The sequence below is a fragment of the Micrococcus sp. genome, from assembly GCF_030523875.1.
In the GTDB taxonomy this organism is placed as follows: domain Bacteria; phylum Actinomycetota; class Actinomycetes; order Actinomycetales; family Micrococcaceae; genus Micrococcus.
In genome coordinates this window covers 1-14,332 of record NZ_JAUNHR010000063.1, presented here as the reverse complement: position 1 = coordinate 14,332, position 14,332 = coordinate 1, and the positions used below count along the sequence as shown (strand labels likewise).

Below are 14,332 nucleotides of genomic sequence, written 5' to 3'. Positions count from 1 at the left end.
CTCGAGCGTCCCGGCGGCCTCGACGGCCCGGCTCCCCTCGGCGTCCTCGTCAGCCTCGTCGTCCTCGTCGAGGGGGACCCAGGGGAGCGCGACCGAGAAGGTGGCCCCGCCGCCGTCGGTCTCCAGCAGGCGCACGGACCCGCCGTGCTGGGCGACGATCGCCGCGACGATCGCCAGCCCCAGGCCCGTGCCGCCGGTCTCGCGGTGGCGGGAGGCGTCGGCGCGGTAGAACCGCTCGAAGATGCGCTCCGCGTCCTCCTCGGACACCCCTGCGCCGTGGTCCCGCACCTCGATCACGGACTGCCGGCTCCCGGCGGCGTCCATGCCCGTCAGCAGGTCGCGCGTGCCCACGGCCACCTCGATCGGGGTGCCCTCCGGCGTGTAGCGCAGGGCGTTGGTCATGAGGTTGACCACCACCTGCCGGATGCGGTTCTCGTCGCCCATCAGGGGCGCGGAGGAGGCCGGGCCGCCGTCCAGGCCCACCAGGGTGACCCGCCGCCCGGGCGCGTTGACCGAGGCGTCCATCATGGAGTCCATGCCGAGCACCAGCAGGTCGACGGGGGCGTGGTCCAGGGGGCGCTGCTCGTCCAGGCGGGCCAGGGTGAGCAGGTCCTCCACGAGGCGGTGCATGCGCCCGGCCTCGGACTCGATCCGGCCCATGGCCGCGGCCACGTCCTCCGGCTCGGTGATCCCGCCGTGCCGGTACAGCTCCGAGAACCCGCGGATGGTCACGAGCGGGGTGCGCAGCTCGTGCGAGGCGTCCTGGACGAACCGCCGCATCTTGTCCTCGGAGACCTCCTTGTCCCGGAACGCGGACTCGATGTGCGCGAGCATCGCGTTCACGGAGCGGGAGAGCCGGCCGACCTCGGTGCTCGGCGGGGCCGTGGCCACGCGCTGGGTCAGGTCCCCCGCCGCGATCTTGGCCGTGGTCCGCTCCACGCGGTCCAGGGTGCGGAAGGCCCGCTCCACCAGCAGGTTCGCGATGACGACGGACACCGCCGTGCCGATCAGCCCGATGCTCACCACCAGGCTCACCACGCGGCTGACGGAGGTGGTCACGCTGTGCAGCGGCAGCGCGATGGCCATCGAGCCCTCGCCGCTGCGCAGGTGGTAGAGCTGCACGCGCCACCCGTCGGAGCCGGGCTGGGTGCCGGGCACCTCGAACGAGCCGGAGCCGCGGGCGTCCACCTCGGCGGTGCTCATCCCGGACAGGGCCGGCCCGTCGGAGCCGGGCAGCAGCGGGGTGCTCACCACGGGGTCGCCGTCGGTGTCCCACACGACCCCGTAGAAGCGCAGGATGGAGTGCTGGGGCGAGTAGTAGCCGCCCGTCTGGACCATGGACGTCAGGTACACGGAGACGACGTCCTTGTTGGTCTCCATGTCCTCGTCCAGCTGGCGGACGAGCTCGGTGCGGAAGAGGACCGCGGTGACGAGGGCGATGACGGCCACGAGGATCATCATCAGCGCCGTGATCATCACGACGAGCTTCGTGCGCAGCGGCCGGGCGCCCCACCACGTCCGCCACCACGTGCGGGGGTGGCGGACCCGGTCCGCCGCCCGGCGCAGGCCCTCCTCCACCTCAGCGCTTGTCGGCGGTCCGGAGCAGGTAGCCGACGCCGCGCTTGGTGTGGATCATCCTGTCCCGGCCCCCGACGTCGATCTTGCGCCGCAGGTAGGAGATGTAGGACTCCACGATCGAGGCGTCCCCGTTGAAGTCGTACTCCCACACGTGGTCCAGGATCTGGGCCTTGGAGAGCACGCGGTTGGGGTTCATCATCAGGTAGCGCAGCAGCTTGAACTCCGTGGGGGACAGCTCCACCACCTCGCCGCCGCGGCGGACCTCGTGGGCGTCGTCGTCCAGCTCCAGGTCGTCCACGCGCAGCACCGCCGAGTCGTCCTCGAGCGACGCCGTGCGGCGCAGCACGGCGCGGATGCGCGCCACCACCTCGTCCAGGGAGAAGGGCTTGGTGACGTAGTCGTCCCCGCCCACGGTCAGGCCGGTGACCTTGTCCTCGGTGCCGTCCCGCGCGGTCAGGAACACCACGGGGAAGTGGCGGCCCGCGGCGCGCAGGCGGCGCGTGACGGTGAACCCGTCCATGTCCGGGAGCATGACGTCCAGGACGGCGAGGTCGGGCTGGAACTCCTCCGCGGCGTCGAGGGCCTCGCGGCCGTTGGCCGCCGCGCGGACCTCGAACCCGGCGAAGCGCAGGGAGGTGGACAGGAGCTCGCGGATGTTGGGCTCGTCGTCCACCACGAGGAGCCGGGCTTCGGGGTTCTTGGACTGCATGGGCCCAGTGTGGCCGCCGGACCTGAACGTCTGCTGGACGTGGGCTGACAGGGTGGGAGGGGGGTCAGACGCGGGAGCGCCGCACGGCCGAGACCACCATGTACAGCACCATCAGCGTGAACCCCAGCGGGAGTCCGAACAGGCTCAGCGCGTAGAGGGCCGGCAGGAAGGCAGGGGCGGCGCCCGCGAAGTAGAACGCCAGCGCGCCGATCAGCGCGAGCCCGGAGACCGCCGTGACGAGCACGCCGACCACCAGCATCGCCCGGAGGGCGGGGGTGGGGGCGGCGTTCCGACCGGGGGCGCCGGACGGGGCGTCGGAGGCGGGGCGGGGCTGCGGGGCGGGCTGGTCGGAGGGCACCGTCCCACTGTAGTGCGGCTATCCTGGAGGATCAGTGACTCTCGTCCCCCGCCGCCCGCAGCGAGGCGCGCGGCCGACGGTCCCACCGATGCCGCGGCGCACGGCCGCACCGGTGCGAGGACCCGGCCGCCCCGCGACGGACCGGCGGACGGCGCGCCCGCGCACCGCCTGCGCCCGCGTCCCGGGACGCCCCGACCGACGAAGGCAGGTGCCCAGATGCCCACGGGCCGCATCAAGTTCTACGACTCCGCCAAGGGGTTCGGCTTCGCCCACACCGACGACGGCGAGGAGGTGCACGTCCCCTCCTCGGCGCTGCCGGCCGGGACGACCGAGCTGCGCTCGGGCACCCGCGTCCAGCTCGGCGTGGCCGAGGGACGCCGCGGCAAGCAGGCCCTGTCCGTGCAGGTGCTCGAGGACGGGCCCTCCGTGGTGCGCAACCACCGACCCTCCCCGGACCGCATGGCCGTGCTCATGGAGGACCTGATCAAGGTCCTGGACCAGACCTCGAACGGCCTGCGCCGCGGCCGGTACCCGCAGCGGGCGCAGGCCGAGAAGATCGCCGCCGTCCTGCGCCGTGTGGCCGACGACCTGGAGGCCTGAGCCCATGACCCCCCGTGACCCGGCGCTCCAGCCGGACGACACCCGGGCCGCCGAGACGGCCGGCGTCGAGACCGCCGCGGCCCCGGCCGCCCCGCCCCGGCGCCGCCGCGCGCCCAAGCGGGACGAGGTGCTCGCCGCCGCCGTCGCGGAGGCCCGCGCGGGCCTGGAGGACCTCGCGGCCGAGGACCAGGTCGGCGAGCACCTCGGCGCCACCGCCGACGACGACCGCCTGATGACCCACCGCTTCGCCTCCTCCCTGCCCGGCTACGCGGGCTGGGTCTGGTACTCCACCGTGGCCCGCGCCCCGCGCAGCCGGCACGTGACCGTGTGCGAGGCGGGCCTGGAGGCGGGGGAGGGCGCCGTCGTCGCCCCGCCGTGGGTGCCCTACGAGGAGCGCGTCAGCGTCGAGGAGCGCGAGCGCCTGGCCGCCGTGGCCGAGGGCCGAGTCCCCGAGCAGGTCTGAGACGCGGACGGGGCGGGCTGGCGCACGCCGACCCGCCCCGTCCGTGCGCCGGGCTCAGCGCAGCTGCCCGATCACGTGGTCGATGCAGGTCAGCAGGGCGGTGACGTCGTCCGGCTCGATCGCGGCGAAGGTGGCGATGCGCAGCTGGTTGCGGCCGAGCTTGCGGTAGGGCTCCACGTCCACCACGCCGTGCGCGCGCAGGGCCTTCGCGACGGCGGCGGCGTCCACGGCGTCGTCGAAGTCCACCGTGCAGATCACCGCGGAGCGGTCCTCGGGACGCGTCACGTACGGCGTGGCCACATCCGAGGCCTCGGCCCACGCGTACACGCGGGAGGAGGACTCCGCCGTGCGGCCGGTGGTGAACTCCAGGCCGCCGTTCTCCAGCATCCAGCGCAGCTGGGCGTCCAGCAGGACCAGCGTGGCCAGGGCCGGGGTGTTGTAGGTCTGGTCCTTGAGGGAGTTCTCCACCGCGATGGACAGGTCCAGGAACTCCGGGATCCAGCGGCCGGAGTCCTTGATCTCCTGCACGCGGGCCAGGGCGCGCGGGGAGAGCAGGGCGAGCCACAGGCCGCCGTCCGAGGCGAAGTTCTTCTGCGGGGCGAAGTAGTAGACGTCCGCCTGGGCCACGTCCACGGGCAGGCCGCCCGCGGCGGAGGTCGCGTCCACCACCACGAGGGCGTCCTCGTCGATCCCCTCGGGGCGGACCACGGGCGCCGCCACGCCGGTGGAGGTCTCGTTGTGCGGCCACGCGTAGACGTCGACGCCGGCCACGGCCTCCGGCTCGGGGCGCGTGCCGGGCTCGGCGGTGCGGATGTCCGAGGCCTCCAGGAAGGGGGCCCTGTCCGTGGCGCGCGCGAACTTCGAGCCGAACTCGCCGAAGGAAAGGTGCTGGGCCCGCGCGCGCACCAGGGAGAACGCGGCCGCGTCCCAGAACGCGGTGGACCCGCCCACGCCGAGGACCACCTCGTAGCCCTCCGGGGCGGAGAACAGCTCGGCCACGCCGCGGCGCACGGAGGCGACGAGGTCCTTGACCGGCTTCTGACGGTGGGAGGTGCCCAGCAGGCCGGCGGCGTCCTGCAGCGCCTGCAGCTGCTCGGGCCGGACCTTGGAGGGGCCGGCGCCGAAGCGGCCGTCCTGCGGCAGCAGCTCGGCGGGGATCGTGACGGCGGGGGTGGCCTCGGACGCGGTCATGGGCGCTCCTGTCTCGGTGGGCGGGCCCGACGGCCGGAGGGCCGGCGCGCCGGGACGGCGGGCGACGCCGCGCGGGGGCGCCGACCGGACCGTCCGGCCATTCTGGCCCGTCCGCCGGGCCGCAGGCTCCACATGACCGGGCCCGGCCGACGCGGCCGCCTAGGATGGTCGGCGACTGCACGCGGGCCCGGTCCGGGACCGCGGCGCGCCGGGCCCCGCGTCCCGGCCGGAGACCCAGGAGGACCGCGCGTGACCGACCTCATCGACACCACCGAGATGTACCTGCGCACCATCCTCGAGCTCGAGGAGGAGGGGATCACGCCGCTGCGCGCGCGGATCGTGGAGCGCCTGGAGCACTCCGGACCCACGGTCTCCCAGACGGTGGCCCGCATGGAGCGCGACGGGCTGGTGCACGTCGGCCCGGACCGTCGGCTCGACCTGACCTCGCAGGGCCGTGAGCACGCCGTCGCGGTGCTGCGCAAGCACCGCCTGGCCGAGCGCCTGCTCGCGGACGTGATCGGCCTGGACTGGGCGTACGTGCACGACGAGGCCTGCCGCTGGGAGCACGTGATGAGCGACCAGGTGGAGCGGCGCCTGCTCGAGATCCTCGAGAACCCCACCGAGACCCCCTACGGCACGCCCATCCCGCCGCGGCCCGAGGTCCGGTCCGCCGACGAGTGGAGCCGGGGGATGGGCCTGCCCGGGGAGGTCCTCTCCGGCGTGGCCGCGTCCCCGGGCCGCTGGCGCGTGCGGAGCCTGGCCGAGGGAGTGCAGACCGATCCGGACCTGCTGGCCGAGCTCGGCCGCGCCGGGATCGTGCCGGGGGCCGAGGTCCAGGTCCGTCCCGCCCTCGAGTCCGGGTATGTGCGCGTGCAGGCCGAGGGGGCCGGGGACGGCGCGCTCGAGCTCTCCGAGCAGACGGCCGGCCACGTGTGGGTCGAGCGGGCCTGAGCCGCAGGTCCCCGGCTCCGGGCGGCCGGGGCGTGACGGGCGCGTGAGCCCGCGATGACGGGCCGGTGACATCCCCGCGCACCCGCGCCCGGACACGCGGCGGGGGCCCGTTGCCGGGCCTACGGTGGGGCGCAGAGCAGCACCGCCCCTCACCCTGCGAGGCCCGCCATGCGCACACTCGTCCTGAACGCCGGCTACGAACCCGTCTCGGTGGTCTCCGACCGCCGGGCGCTGCTGCTCGTGGCCGCCGGCAAGGCGCGCGTGCTCGAGGCCGGCGGGGACCCGATCGTCAGCCCCACCCGCGAGTGGGGGCGCCCGCTCGTCATCCTCCTGCACCGCTACGTCCGCGTCCCGACGTCGGACGCGGCGGGCGTGACGCGGACCGGCGTCCTGCGGCGCGACGGTCACCGCTGCGCCTACTGCGGCGCCCATGCCACCACGGTGGACCACGTGCACCCGCGCTCCCGCGGCGGCCAGGACACGTGGGAGAACCTCGTGGCCTGCTGCCTGCGCTGCAACGGGGTCAAGGCGGACCGGTCCCTCGAGGCCCTCGGCTGGCGCCTGCGCGTGACCCCCGCCCGGCCGCGCGGTGTCCAGTGGCGCCTGCGCGGCCTCGAGCGCCCCGCCCCGGCATGGGAGGGCTGGCTGCAGCTGGCGGCCTGAGCCGCCCGTCGCCCCCGTGGGCCCCGCCCCTGTGCCCGGGGCGAACTCGCCCGCCCGGCGATCCGCGCGTCGCTAGCCTGGACCAGCCGCGCGCCCGGGAACCGCCCGCACGCGCGCGGGAGTCGGAGAGGTCGGTGGGGCCCATGAGCATGGAGTCGGCGGCGCGCATGTCCATGATGCGGATGCAGCGTGGGACGGACGGGGCGGAGGGCCAGGCCCTCGCCCCGGGGACGGTGCGGCGCACCGTCGCGTTCGCGGGTCAGTACCGGGCGCGGCTCATCGTGTTCGTGCTGGCCTCCGTGGTGGGGGCCGTGCTCGGCGTCGCCTCCCCGGTGCTGGCCGGGGACGTGGTCAACGCGATCACCGGCAGCCGGGACTCGGGGCTGATCGTGCGCCTGGCCCTGCTGATCGCGCTCGTGGCCGTGGCGGACGCCGCGGTGGGCGTGTTCACCAAGTGGCTGTCCGCCGGGCTCGGCGAGCGGGTCATCTACGACCTGCGCACCCGTGTGTTCGACCACGTCCAGCGCATGCCCGTGGCCTTCTTCCAGCGCACCCGCACCGGCGCCCTGGTCTCCCGCCTGAACAACGACGTGATCGGCGCCCAGTCCGCCATCTCCCGCACGCTTTCCGGCGTGGTGGCCAACGTGGTCTCCCTGGCCCTGACCCTCGGCGTCATGCTGGCCACGAGCTGGCAGATCACCGTGCTGGCGCTCGTGCTGCTGCCGCTCTTCCTGATCCCCGCCCGCTGGGTGGGCGGCCGCCTGGCCGGGCTGTCCCGCGAGCGGGCCGGGCACAACGCCGCCATGGGGGACCAGATGACGGAGCGCTTCTCCGCCCCCGGCGCCACCCTCATCAAGCTCTTCGGCGAGCCCGACGCGGAGTCCGCCGAGTTCGCCCGCCGCGCGGACCGCGTGCGCGCCACCGGCGTGGACATCTCCGTCCGCCAGGCCGCGTTCACCACCCTGCTCACCCTGGTCTCGGCGCTCGCGCTGGCGGCCGTGTACGGGGTGGGCGGCCTCCAGGCGCTCGCGGGCACGCTGGACGCCGGCGACGTCGTCACCATGGCGCTGCTGCTGACGCGCCTCTACGCGCCGCTGACCTCCCTGGCCAACGCCCGCGTGGAGATCATGAGTGCCCTGGTGTCCTTCGAGCGGGTGTTCGAGGTCCTGGACCTCGAGCCGCTCATCCAGGAGCCGGCCGTCCCGACGCCGGTGCCCGCCGGCCCGCTCTCCGTGCGGCTGCGGGACGTGCGGTTCGCCTACCCCACGGCGCAGGAGGTGTCCCTGGCCTCACTCGAGGAGGTGGCCGTGCTGGACACCCGCGGCGGGGAGGAGGTGCTGCACGGGATCGACGTGGAGATCCCGGCCGGGCGCACGGTGGCGCTCGTGGGCTCCTCGGGGGCGGGCAAGTCCACCGTCGCCTCCCTGGTCACCCGGCTGTACGACGTCTCCTCCGGCGCCGTGGAGCTCGGCGGGGTGGACGTGCGGGAGATGGCGTTCGCGGACCTGCAGGACGCGGTGGGCATGGTGACCCAGGACGGGCATCTGTTCCACGACACGGTGCGGGGCAACCTGCTGCTGGCCCGGCCCGACGCGTCCGAGGCCGAGGTGTGGGACGCCGTCGAGCGGGCGCGGCTGCGCCCCGTGGTGGAGGCCCTGCCGGACGGGCTGGACACCGTGGTGGGCGAGCGCGGCTACCGCCTCTCCGGCGGCGAGCGTCAGCGCATGACCATCGCCCGGCTCCTGCTGGCGGCCCCGCGCGTCGTGGTCCTGGACGAGGCGACGGCGGCCCTGGACTCCACCAACGAGCGCGCCATCCAGGAGGCGCTGGGGGAGGCCCTGGCCGGGCGCACCGCCGTGGTGATCGCGCACCGGCTCTCCACCGTGCGGGACGCGGACGAGATCCTGGTGCTCGAGGGCGGGCGGATCGTGGAGCGGGGCACCCACGCGGAGCTGCTGTCCGCCGGCGGCCGGTACGCCGAGCTGTACACCACGCAGTTCGCGGAGCAGGACTGACGGGGGCAACACCGTCGCCCAGCGCTCCGGCGACATTCCAGCCGTGCAGCACCGCTGGAATGTCGCCCGGGCGCTGGGGACTGGTCTGGACGGTGCCCCAGGCCGGAATCGAACCGACGGCCTACCCTTTAGGAGAGGGTCGCTCTATCCAACTGAGCTACTGGGGCGCAGGACCGGCGCGGCAGACGCCGCGGGGTCCGTTGGGAGAGTCTAGCCGAGCGGCTCAGCGCCCGGCCCGGGCCTGCGCGGCCGCTCCCCGCGGGCGGCGCCGCCGGCCCAGCCGCAGCATCGCGATCACGGCCAGGGTGATCACGGCCAGCAGGATCCAGCGGATCAGCGTCAGCGCGGAGGCCAGTCCCGCGCCATCGCCGCCGGCCGCGATGGCCGCCTCGATCGCCAGGCCCTCCCAGATGTCCACGACGGCGAACACCACCCCGAGCGCGAGCGCGCCCCACTTCGCCGCGACCGGGCGCAGCCGCCAGGCCCCGACGACGGCCACCGTCAGCGCCACGGCGACCGCGAAGATCACCCCGGCGGTCTTGTGCACCCAGTTGAGCTGTCCGCGCGCGGCCTCGTCCATGACGCCGGCGAGCGCGGCCACGTGGTCCCGGCCGTAGAGGAGCATCGAGTCCGGCATCGCGAGCCCGCCGGTGAGCTGCGTCATCTGCTGCAGGACGAGCAGGTGGTAGTACGCGCCGATGAACAGGGTGGTGCCGATCAGGGCGATCACCAGCATCGCCGGGCTGCCCTCCTGCTCGGCGGCGACGCTCAGGTCCTCCCGCGGCGAGACGTCCCGCAGGGTGGCGCGGTCGCGCTCGGGGGCGGGGGCCGCCGTCGAGCCGGCGGGGGGCCCGGCCTGCGGGCGGCGGTGCTTGCTGGTCTTGTTCTTGGCCACTTCGGACTCCTGGGACGGGGACTCGCCCCCATCCTCCCAGGCGGAGCCGGCGTCAGGGGAATCGTCGCCGCTGTCGCGTCCGGGCCCACGCCTAGACTGGCCGGGCCATGGCTGACCTGTTCTCCTCCCTCGGACGCGACTCGATCCTCTCCGCCCGGACCCGCCCCGCGGATCCGGAGACGGCCCTGCCCGGCCTGGTGCCGACGTCGGTCACGCGCGCGGCCGCGGACCCGGAGGCCGGGGCCTGGGGGGACGACGCCGGCGCGCCCGCCCCGCGGCCGCTCACCCCCGCCGGGCTCGTCGAGGGGCTCAACCCGCAGCAGGCGGCGGCGGTGCAGCACACCGGCTCGCCGCTGCTGATCGTGGCCGGTGCCGGCTCCGGCAAGACGCGCGTGCTAACGCACCGGATCGCCTGGCTGCTGGCCACGGGGCGCGCCCGCCCGCACGAGATCCTGGCCATCACGTTCACCAACAAGGCCGCCGCGGAGATGCGCGAGCGCATCGCGGGGCTGATCGGGGACACCGCCCGGCGCATGTGGATCTCCACGTTCCACTCCTCGGCGGTGCGGATCCTCCGGAACGAGGCGGCGAGCATCGGGCTGAAGCCCACGTTCACCATCTACGACTCCGCGGACAGCCTCCGGCTGGTCACGCAGATCGCCAAGGCCAACGACCTGGACCCCAAGCGCTTCGCCCCCAAGGCGCTGCTGAACCGGATCAGCGCGCTCAAGAACGAGCTCGTGGACGCGGACGAGCACGCCGGCACGGTGTCCTCCACGGACCCGTGGGGGCAGGCCGTGGCCGCCGTGTACCGCGAGTACACCGCCCGCCTGCGCCAGGCCAACGCGCTGGACTTCGACGACCTGATCGGCATGACCGTCCACATGTTCGAGGCGTTCCCGCGCGTGCTGGACAGCTACCGCCGGCGCTTCCGTCACGTGCTCGTGGACGAGTACCAGGACACCAACCATGCGCAGTACCGCCTCATCCGCCTGCTGGCCGGCCCGGCCGGGGAGCCCGAGGGCGTGGCCACCGCCGGCGGCGAGCTGACCGTGGTGGGCGACTCGGACCAGTCCATCTACGCCTTCCGCGGCGCGGACATCCGCAACATCGTGGAGTTCGAGGAGGACTTCACGGACGCGGCCACCATCAAGCTCGAGCAGAACTACCGCTCCACGCAGACCATCCTGGACGCCGCCAACGCGGTGATCGCCAACAACCCGGACCGTCGCAAGAAGGACCTGTGGACGGCTGAGGGCGCCGGGCCGCGGATCGTGGGCTACGCGGCGGAGAACGAGTCCGCGGAGGCCGAGTGGATCGCCACCACCATCGACCGGCTCCAGGACGAGGAGGGCGTCCGCCCCGCGGACGTCGCCGTGTTCTACCGCACCAACGCGCAGTCCCGGGCCCTCGAGGAGCGCCTGGTCACCCGCGGCATCCCCTACCGCGTGATCGGCGGCACCCGGTTCTACGACCGCAAGGAGATCAAGGACGCCCTCGCCTACCTGCGGGTGATCGTCAACCCCGCGGACGACGTCAACACCCGGCGCATCCTCAACGAGCCCAAGCGCGGCATCGGCGACCGGGCCGAGGGCGCCGTGGCCGCGTGGGCGGAGCGCAACCGCATCCCGTTCTTCGACGCACTGCGCGACGCCGAGCACGCCCCCGGCATGGCCACCCGCTCGCTCAAGGCGGTCCGGGGCTTCGTGCAGATGATGGACGACCTCGCCCAGGTGGCCGAGGGCTCCGGCCCCGCCACCGTGCTCGAGGCCGTCCTCGAGCAGTCCGGCATGCTCGCCGCGCTGCGCGAGTCCGAAGACCTGCAGGACGAGTCCCGCGCGGACAACCTGGGCGAGCTGGTCGCCGTCGTGCGCTCCTTCGAGACCACGACGCCGGACGGCACCCTCTCCGACTTCCTCGAGCAGGTGGCGCTCGTGGCGGACGCGGACCAGCTGCCCACCGCCGCGGACGTGGAGGGTGAGACGCTGGCCGAGCAGCAGGGCCAGGTGACGCTCATGACCCTGCACACCGCCAAGGGCCTCGAGTTCCCCGTGGTCTTCCTCACCGGCATGGAGCACGGGGTGTTCCCGCACTCGCGCTCCCTGACGGACGAGAAGGAGCTGGCGGAGGAGCGCCGCCTGGCGTACGTGGGCCTCACCCGGGCCCGGGAGCGCCTGCACCTGTCCCGCGCCGAGGCCCGCTCGCTGTGGGGCCAGCACCAGTTCAACCCGCCGAGCCAGTTCCTGGGGGAGATCCCGGAGGACCTGATCGAGTGGGAGCGCGAGGGCACGGACCGCTCCGGCGGGCTGACGTCCCTCAACGGCGCAGGCACGTCCCGGTACGCGGACCGGTTCGGCGGCTCCGCCCGCCGCGGCTCGATGTCCGGGGCGTGGGGCTCCCAGGCGGCCGGGGGCGTCGCCGGCGGGAACCGGCCCGCGCGCCTGACCCGCGGGGAGGAGCCGGCCGACCTCACCGTGCCGTCCTCCGTGGTCCGCGGGAAGGCGCCCGCGCGGGTGCAGCCGCAGCGGGAGATCGCCGCGCTCAGCCCCGGTGACCGGGTGTCCCACACCACCTTCGGCGAGGGCCGGGTGGACGCCGTCGCGGGGGCCGGGGACAAGACCGTGGCCACCGTGACGTTCCTCGCGTCCGGGGCCCAGAAGCGGCTCCTCCTGCGGTACGCGCCGCTGACCCGGATCGAGGGCTGAGCACCCCCGCGCGGGGGCGGATCCCCGGGGCCGCCCGACCCTCGGAACGGCCCCGCCGCGTGGTCTACAGTTGCCCTCGGAGCGCCGCCGTCCGTCGCCCGGCCCTGCCCTCGGCACGGCCCGTCCGCGGACATGCGGCGCCGGCGTCGGCACGGCCTCCCCGCGGTGCCGGCAGGAAACTGTCTTCGACCAAGAAGGACACACACCGTGGACCTGTATGAGTACCAGGCGCGCGATCTGTTCGAGAAGCACGGCGTCCCCGTGCTCGCCGGCATCGTCGCGGAGACCCCGGAAGAGGCCAAGGCCGCTGCGGAGAAGATCGGCGGTGTGACCGTCGTCAAGGCGCAGGTGAAGGTCGGCGGCCGCGGCAAGGCCGGCGGCGTCAAGGTCGCCAAGACCGCGGACGAGGCCTACGAGCACGCCAAGGCCATCCTCGGGATGGACATCAAGGGCCACACCGTGCACAAGGTCATGATCGCCGAGGGCGCCGACATCGCCGAGGAGTACTACTTCTCCGTGCTGCTGGACCGCGCCAACCGCACCTACCTGGCCATGTGCTCGGTGGAGGGCGGCATGGAGATCGAGCAGCTCGCCGAGGAGCGCCCCGAGGCCCTCGCCAAGGTGCCCGTGTCCGCCGTCGACGGCGTGGACCAGGCCACCGCCGAGAAGATCGTCGCCGAGGCGGGCTTCCCGGAGGAGCTGCGCGCCGACGTCGCCGCCGTGCTCGTGAAGCTGGGCGAGGTGTTCGACAAGGAGGACGCCACGCTCGTCGAGGTGAACCCGCTGGTCAAGACCGGCGACGGTAAGATCCTCGCCCTCGACGGCAAGGTCTCCCTGGACGACAACGCCGAGTTCCGCCAGGAGGGCCACGCCGCCCTGGCCGACAAGACCACCGAGGACCCGCTCGAGGCCAAGGCCAAGGAGAACGACCTCAACTACGTCAAGCTCGACGGCCAGGTCGGCATCATCGGCAACGGCGCCGGCCTCGTGATGTCCACCCTCGACGTGGTGGCCTACGCCGGCGAGAAGCACGGCGGCGTCAAGCCCGCCAACTTCCTCGACATCGGCGGCGGCGCGAACGCCGAGGTCATGGCCGCCGGCCTGGACGTCATCCTGGGCGACGAGCAGGTCAAGTCCGTGTTCGTGAACGTCTTCGGCGGCATCACCGCGTGCGACGCCGTGGCCAACGGCATCGTCAAGGCCCTCGAGATCCTGGGCGACTCCGCCACCAAGCCGCTCGTGGTGCGCCTCGACGGCAACAACGTGGAGGAGGGCCGTCGCATCCTGAACGAGGCCGGCCACCCGCTCGTGACCCTGGCCGCCAGCATGGACGAGGGCGCCGACAAGGCCGCCGAGCTCGCCCACGCCGCCAACTGATTCTTCGGAAAGACGAGGGAAGACTGACATGTCCATCTACCTGAACAAGGACTCCAAGGTCATCGTCCAGGGCATCACGGGCGGCGAGGGCACCAAGCACACCCGCCTGATGCTCAAGGCCGGCACGAACATCGTGGGCGGCGTGAACGCCCGCAAGGCCGGCACCACCGTGTCCCACGAGGACAAGGACGGCAACGCCGTCGAGCTGCCCGTCTTCGGCTCCGTGGCCGAGGCCATGCAGGAGACCGGCGCCGACGTGTCCGTGGCCTTCGTGCCGCCGGCCTTCGCCAAGGACGCCGCGATCGAGGCCATCGAGGCCGAGATCCCGCTGCTCGTGGTCATCACCGAGGGCATCCCGGTGCAGGACTCCGCCGAGTTCTACGCCCTGTCGCAGGCCCGCACCGGCGAGGACGGCAAGCCGAAGACCCGCATCATCGGCCCGAACTGCCCCGGCATCATCACCCCGGGCGAGGCCCTCGCGGGCATCACCCCGGCCACCATCACGGGCTCCGGCCCCATCGGCCTCGTGTCCAAGTCCGGCACGCTGACCTACCAGATGATGTTCGAGCTGAAGGACTTCGGCTTCTCGACCGCCATCGGCATCGGCGGCGACCCGGTCATCGGCACCACCCACATCGACGCCCTCGAGGCGTTCGAGGCCGACCCGGACACCAAGGCCATCGTGATGATCGGCGAGATCGGCGGCGACGCCGAGGAGCGCGCGGCCGAGTTCATCAAGGCCCACGTGACCAAGCCGGTCGTCGGCTACGTGGCGGGCTTCACCGCCCCGGAGGGCAAGACCATGGGCCACGCCGGCGCCATCGTCT

The 14,332-nt window shown here is 73.8% G+C and carries 13 protein-coding genes and 1 tRNA gene; 8 read left to right on the top strand and 6 right to left on the bottom strand.

Features of this window, described 5'->3' with window-relative positions; all coding sequences use genetic code 11:
• From Q4D18_RS08835 to Q4D18_RS08825, 3 genes are all read right to left on the bottom strand, one after another.
• Positions 1 to 1,476, bottom strand: a 1,476-nt coding sequence (locus tag Q4D18_RS08835; protein ID WP_303127438.1) for a cell wall metabolism sensor histidine kinase WalK, incomplete at its 3' end; no start/stop codon positions are given.
• Between the two features lie 103 nt (positions 1,477 to 1,579).
• On the bottom strand, positions 1,580 to 2,287 hold the full coding sequence (locus tag Q4D18_RS08830; protein WP_303127434.1) for a response regulator transcription factor: 708 nt from the start codon (positions 2,285 to 2,287) through the stop codon (positions 1,580 to 1,582).
• Positions 2,288 to 2,351: 64 nt separating this feature from the next.
• Positions 2,352 to 2,645 carry a hypothetical protein gene (locus Q4D18_RS08825; RefSeq protein ID WP_303127433.1) on the bottom strand — a complete coding sequence of 98 codons (294 nt, stop codon included), beginning with the start codon at positions 2,643 to 2,645 and terminating at the stop codon, positions 2,352 to 2,354.
• A 216-nt stretch (positions 2,646 to 2,861) separates the two neighbouring features.
• On the opposite strand from Q4D18_RS08825, the gene Q4D18_RS08820 reads away from it, so the two are divergent.
• Complete coding sequence (locus Q4D18_RS08820; protein ID WP_303127432.1) at positions 2,862 to 3,245, top strand: cold-shock protein; 384 nt, start codon at positions 2,862 to 2,864, stop codon at positions 3,243 to 3,245.
• A gap of 4 nt (positions 3,246 to 3,249) precedes the next feature.
• Positions 3,250 to 3,708 carry a DUF3027 domain-containing protein gene (locus Q4D18_RS08815; RefSeq protein ID WP_303127430.1) on the top strand — a complete coding sequence of 153 codons (459 nt, stop codon included), beginning with the start codon at positions 3,250 to 3,252 and terminating at the stop codon, positions 3,706 to 3,708.
• Positions 3,709 to 3,762: 54 nt separating this feature from the next.
• On the opposite strand, the gene serC is transcribed toward Q4D18_RS08815, so the two are convergent.
• Positions 3,763 to 4,899: a phosphoserine transaminase gene (gene serC, locus Q4D18_RS08810; protein ID WP_303127429.1), complete on the bottom strand. Its 1,137-nt coding sequence runs from the start codon at positions 4,897 to 4,899 to the stop codon at positions 3,763 to 3,765.
• A 249-nt stretch (positions 4,900 to 5,148) separates the two neighbouring features.
• Between serC and Q4D18_RS08805 the strand changes: the two genes are divergently transcribed.
• The 3 genes from Q4D18_RS08805 to Q4D18_RS08795 all read left to right on the top strand — a co-directional run bounded on the left by Q4D18_RS08805 (position 5,149) and on the right by Q4D18_RS08795 (position 8,528).
• The gene (locus Q4D18_RS08805) at positions 5,149 to 5,850 is read left to right on the top strand and encodes a metal-dependent transcriptional regulator (protein WP_303127427.1); all 702 of its coding nucleotides are present in this window, start codon (positions 5,149 to 5,151) and stop codon (positions 5,848 to 5,850) included.
• Positions 5,851 to 6,018: 168 nt separating this feature from the next.
• Positions 6,019 to 6,513, top strand: coding sequence for an HNH endonuclease (locus Q4D18_RS08800; RefSeq protein WP_303127425.1), 495 nt, complete (start codon positions 6,019 to 6,021; stop codon positions 6,511 to 6,513).
• A gap of 173 nt (positions 6,514 to 6,686) precedes the next feature.
• A complete protein-coding gene (locus tag Q4D18_RS08795; RefSeq protein WP_303127436.1) occupies positions 6,687 to 8,528 on the top strand; it encodes an ABC transporter ATP-binding protein in 1,842 nt (613 codons plus the stop codon).
• A gap of 93 nt (positions 8,529 to 8,621) precedes the next feature.
• Here Q4D18_RS08795 and Q4D18_RS08790 read toward each other — a convergent pair.
• Positions 8,622 to 8,695: transfer RNA gene (locus tag Q4D18_RS08790), tRNA-Arg, on the bottom strand.
• Positions 8,696 to 8,751: 56 nt separating this feature from the next.
• The gene (locus Q4D18_RS08785; RefSeq protein ID WP_303127424.1) at positions 8,752 to 9,423 is read right to left on the bottom strand and encodes a hypothetical protein; all 672 of its coding nucleotides are present in this window, start codon (positions 9,421 to 9,423) and stop codon (positions 8,752 to 8,754) included.
• 107 nt (positions 9,424 to 9,530) lie between these two features.
• On the opposite strand from Q4D18_RS08785, the gene pcrA reads away from it, so the two are divergent.
• The 3 genes from pcrA to sucD all read left to right on the top strand — a co-directional run.
• Positions 9,531 to 12,128 (top strand): DNA helicase PcrA, encoded by a 2,598-nt coding sequence (gene pcrA / locus Q4D18_RS08780; RefSeq protein WP_303127422.1) that lies wholly within the window; start codon positions 9,531 to 9,533, stop codon positions 12,126 to 12,128.
• Between the two features lie 207 nt (positions 12,129 to 12,335).
• Positions 12,336 to 13,505 carry an ADP-forming succinate--CoA ligase subunit beta gene (gene sucC, locus Q4D18_RS08775; RefSeq protein ID WP_303127420.1) on the top strand — a complete coding sequence of 390 codons (1,170 nt, stop codon included), beginning with the start codon at positions 12,336 to 12,338 and terminating at the stop codon, positions 13,503 to 13,505.
• A gap of 28 nt (positions 13,506 to 13,533) precedes the next feature.
• Positions 13,534 to 14,332 (top strand): succinate--CoA ligase subunit alpha (gene sucD, locus Q4D18_RS08770; RefSeq protein ID WP_303127418.1); only part of this gene is annotated, 799 nt, incomplete at its 3' end.

What these genes read in the sequence shown, in the direction of transcription:
- Q4D18_RS08830 (WP_303127434.1), bottom strand. Translation starts at nt 2,287, where the DNA reads ATGCAGTCCAAGAACCCCGAAGCCCGGCTCCTCGTGGTGGACGACGAG.
- Q4D18_RS08820 (WP_303127432.1), top strand. Translation starts at nt 2,862, where the DNA reads ATGCCCACGGGCCGCATCAAGTTCTACGACTCCGCCAAGGGGTTCGGC.
- Q4D18_RS08815 (WP_303127430.1), top strand. Translation starts at nt 3,250, where the DNA reads ATGACCCCCCGTGACCCGGCGCTCCAGCCGGACGACACCCGGGCCGCC.
- serC (WP_303127429.1), bottom strand. Translation starts at nt 4,899, where the DNA reads ATGACCGCGTCCGAGGCCACCCCCGCCGTCACGATCCCCGCCGAGCTG.
- Q4D18_RS08800 (WP_303127425.1), top strand. Translation starts at nt 6,019, where the DNA reads ATGCGCACACTCGTCCTGAACGCCGGCTACGAACCCGTCTCGGTGGTC.
- Q4D18_RS08795 (WP_303127436.1), top strand. Translation starts at nt 6,687, where the DNA reads ATGATGCGGATGCAGCGTGGGACGGACGGGGCGGAGGGCCAGGCCCTC.
- pcrA (WP_303127422.1), top strand. Translation starts at nt 9,531, where the DNA reads ATGGCTGACCTGTTCTCCTCCCTCGGACGCGACTCGATCCTCTCCGCC.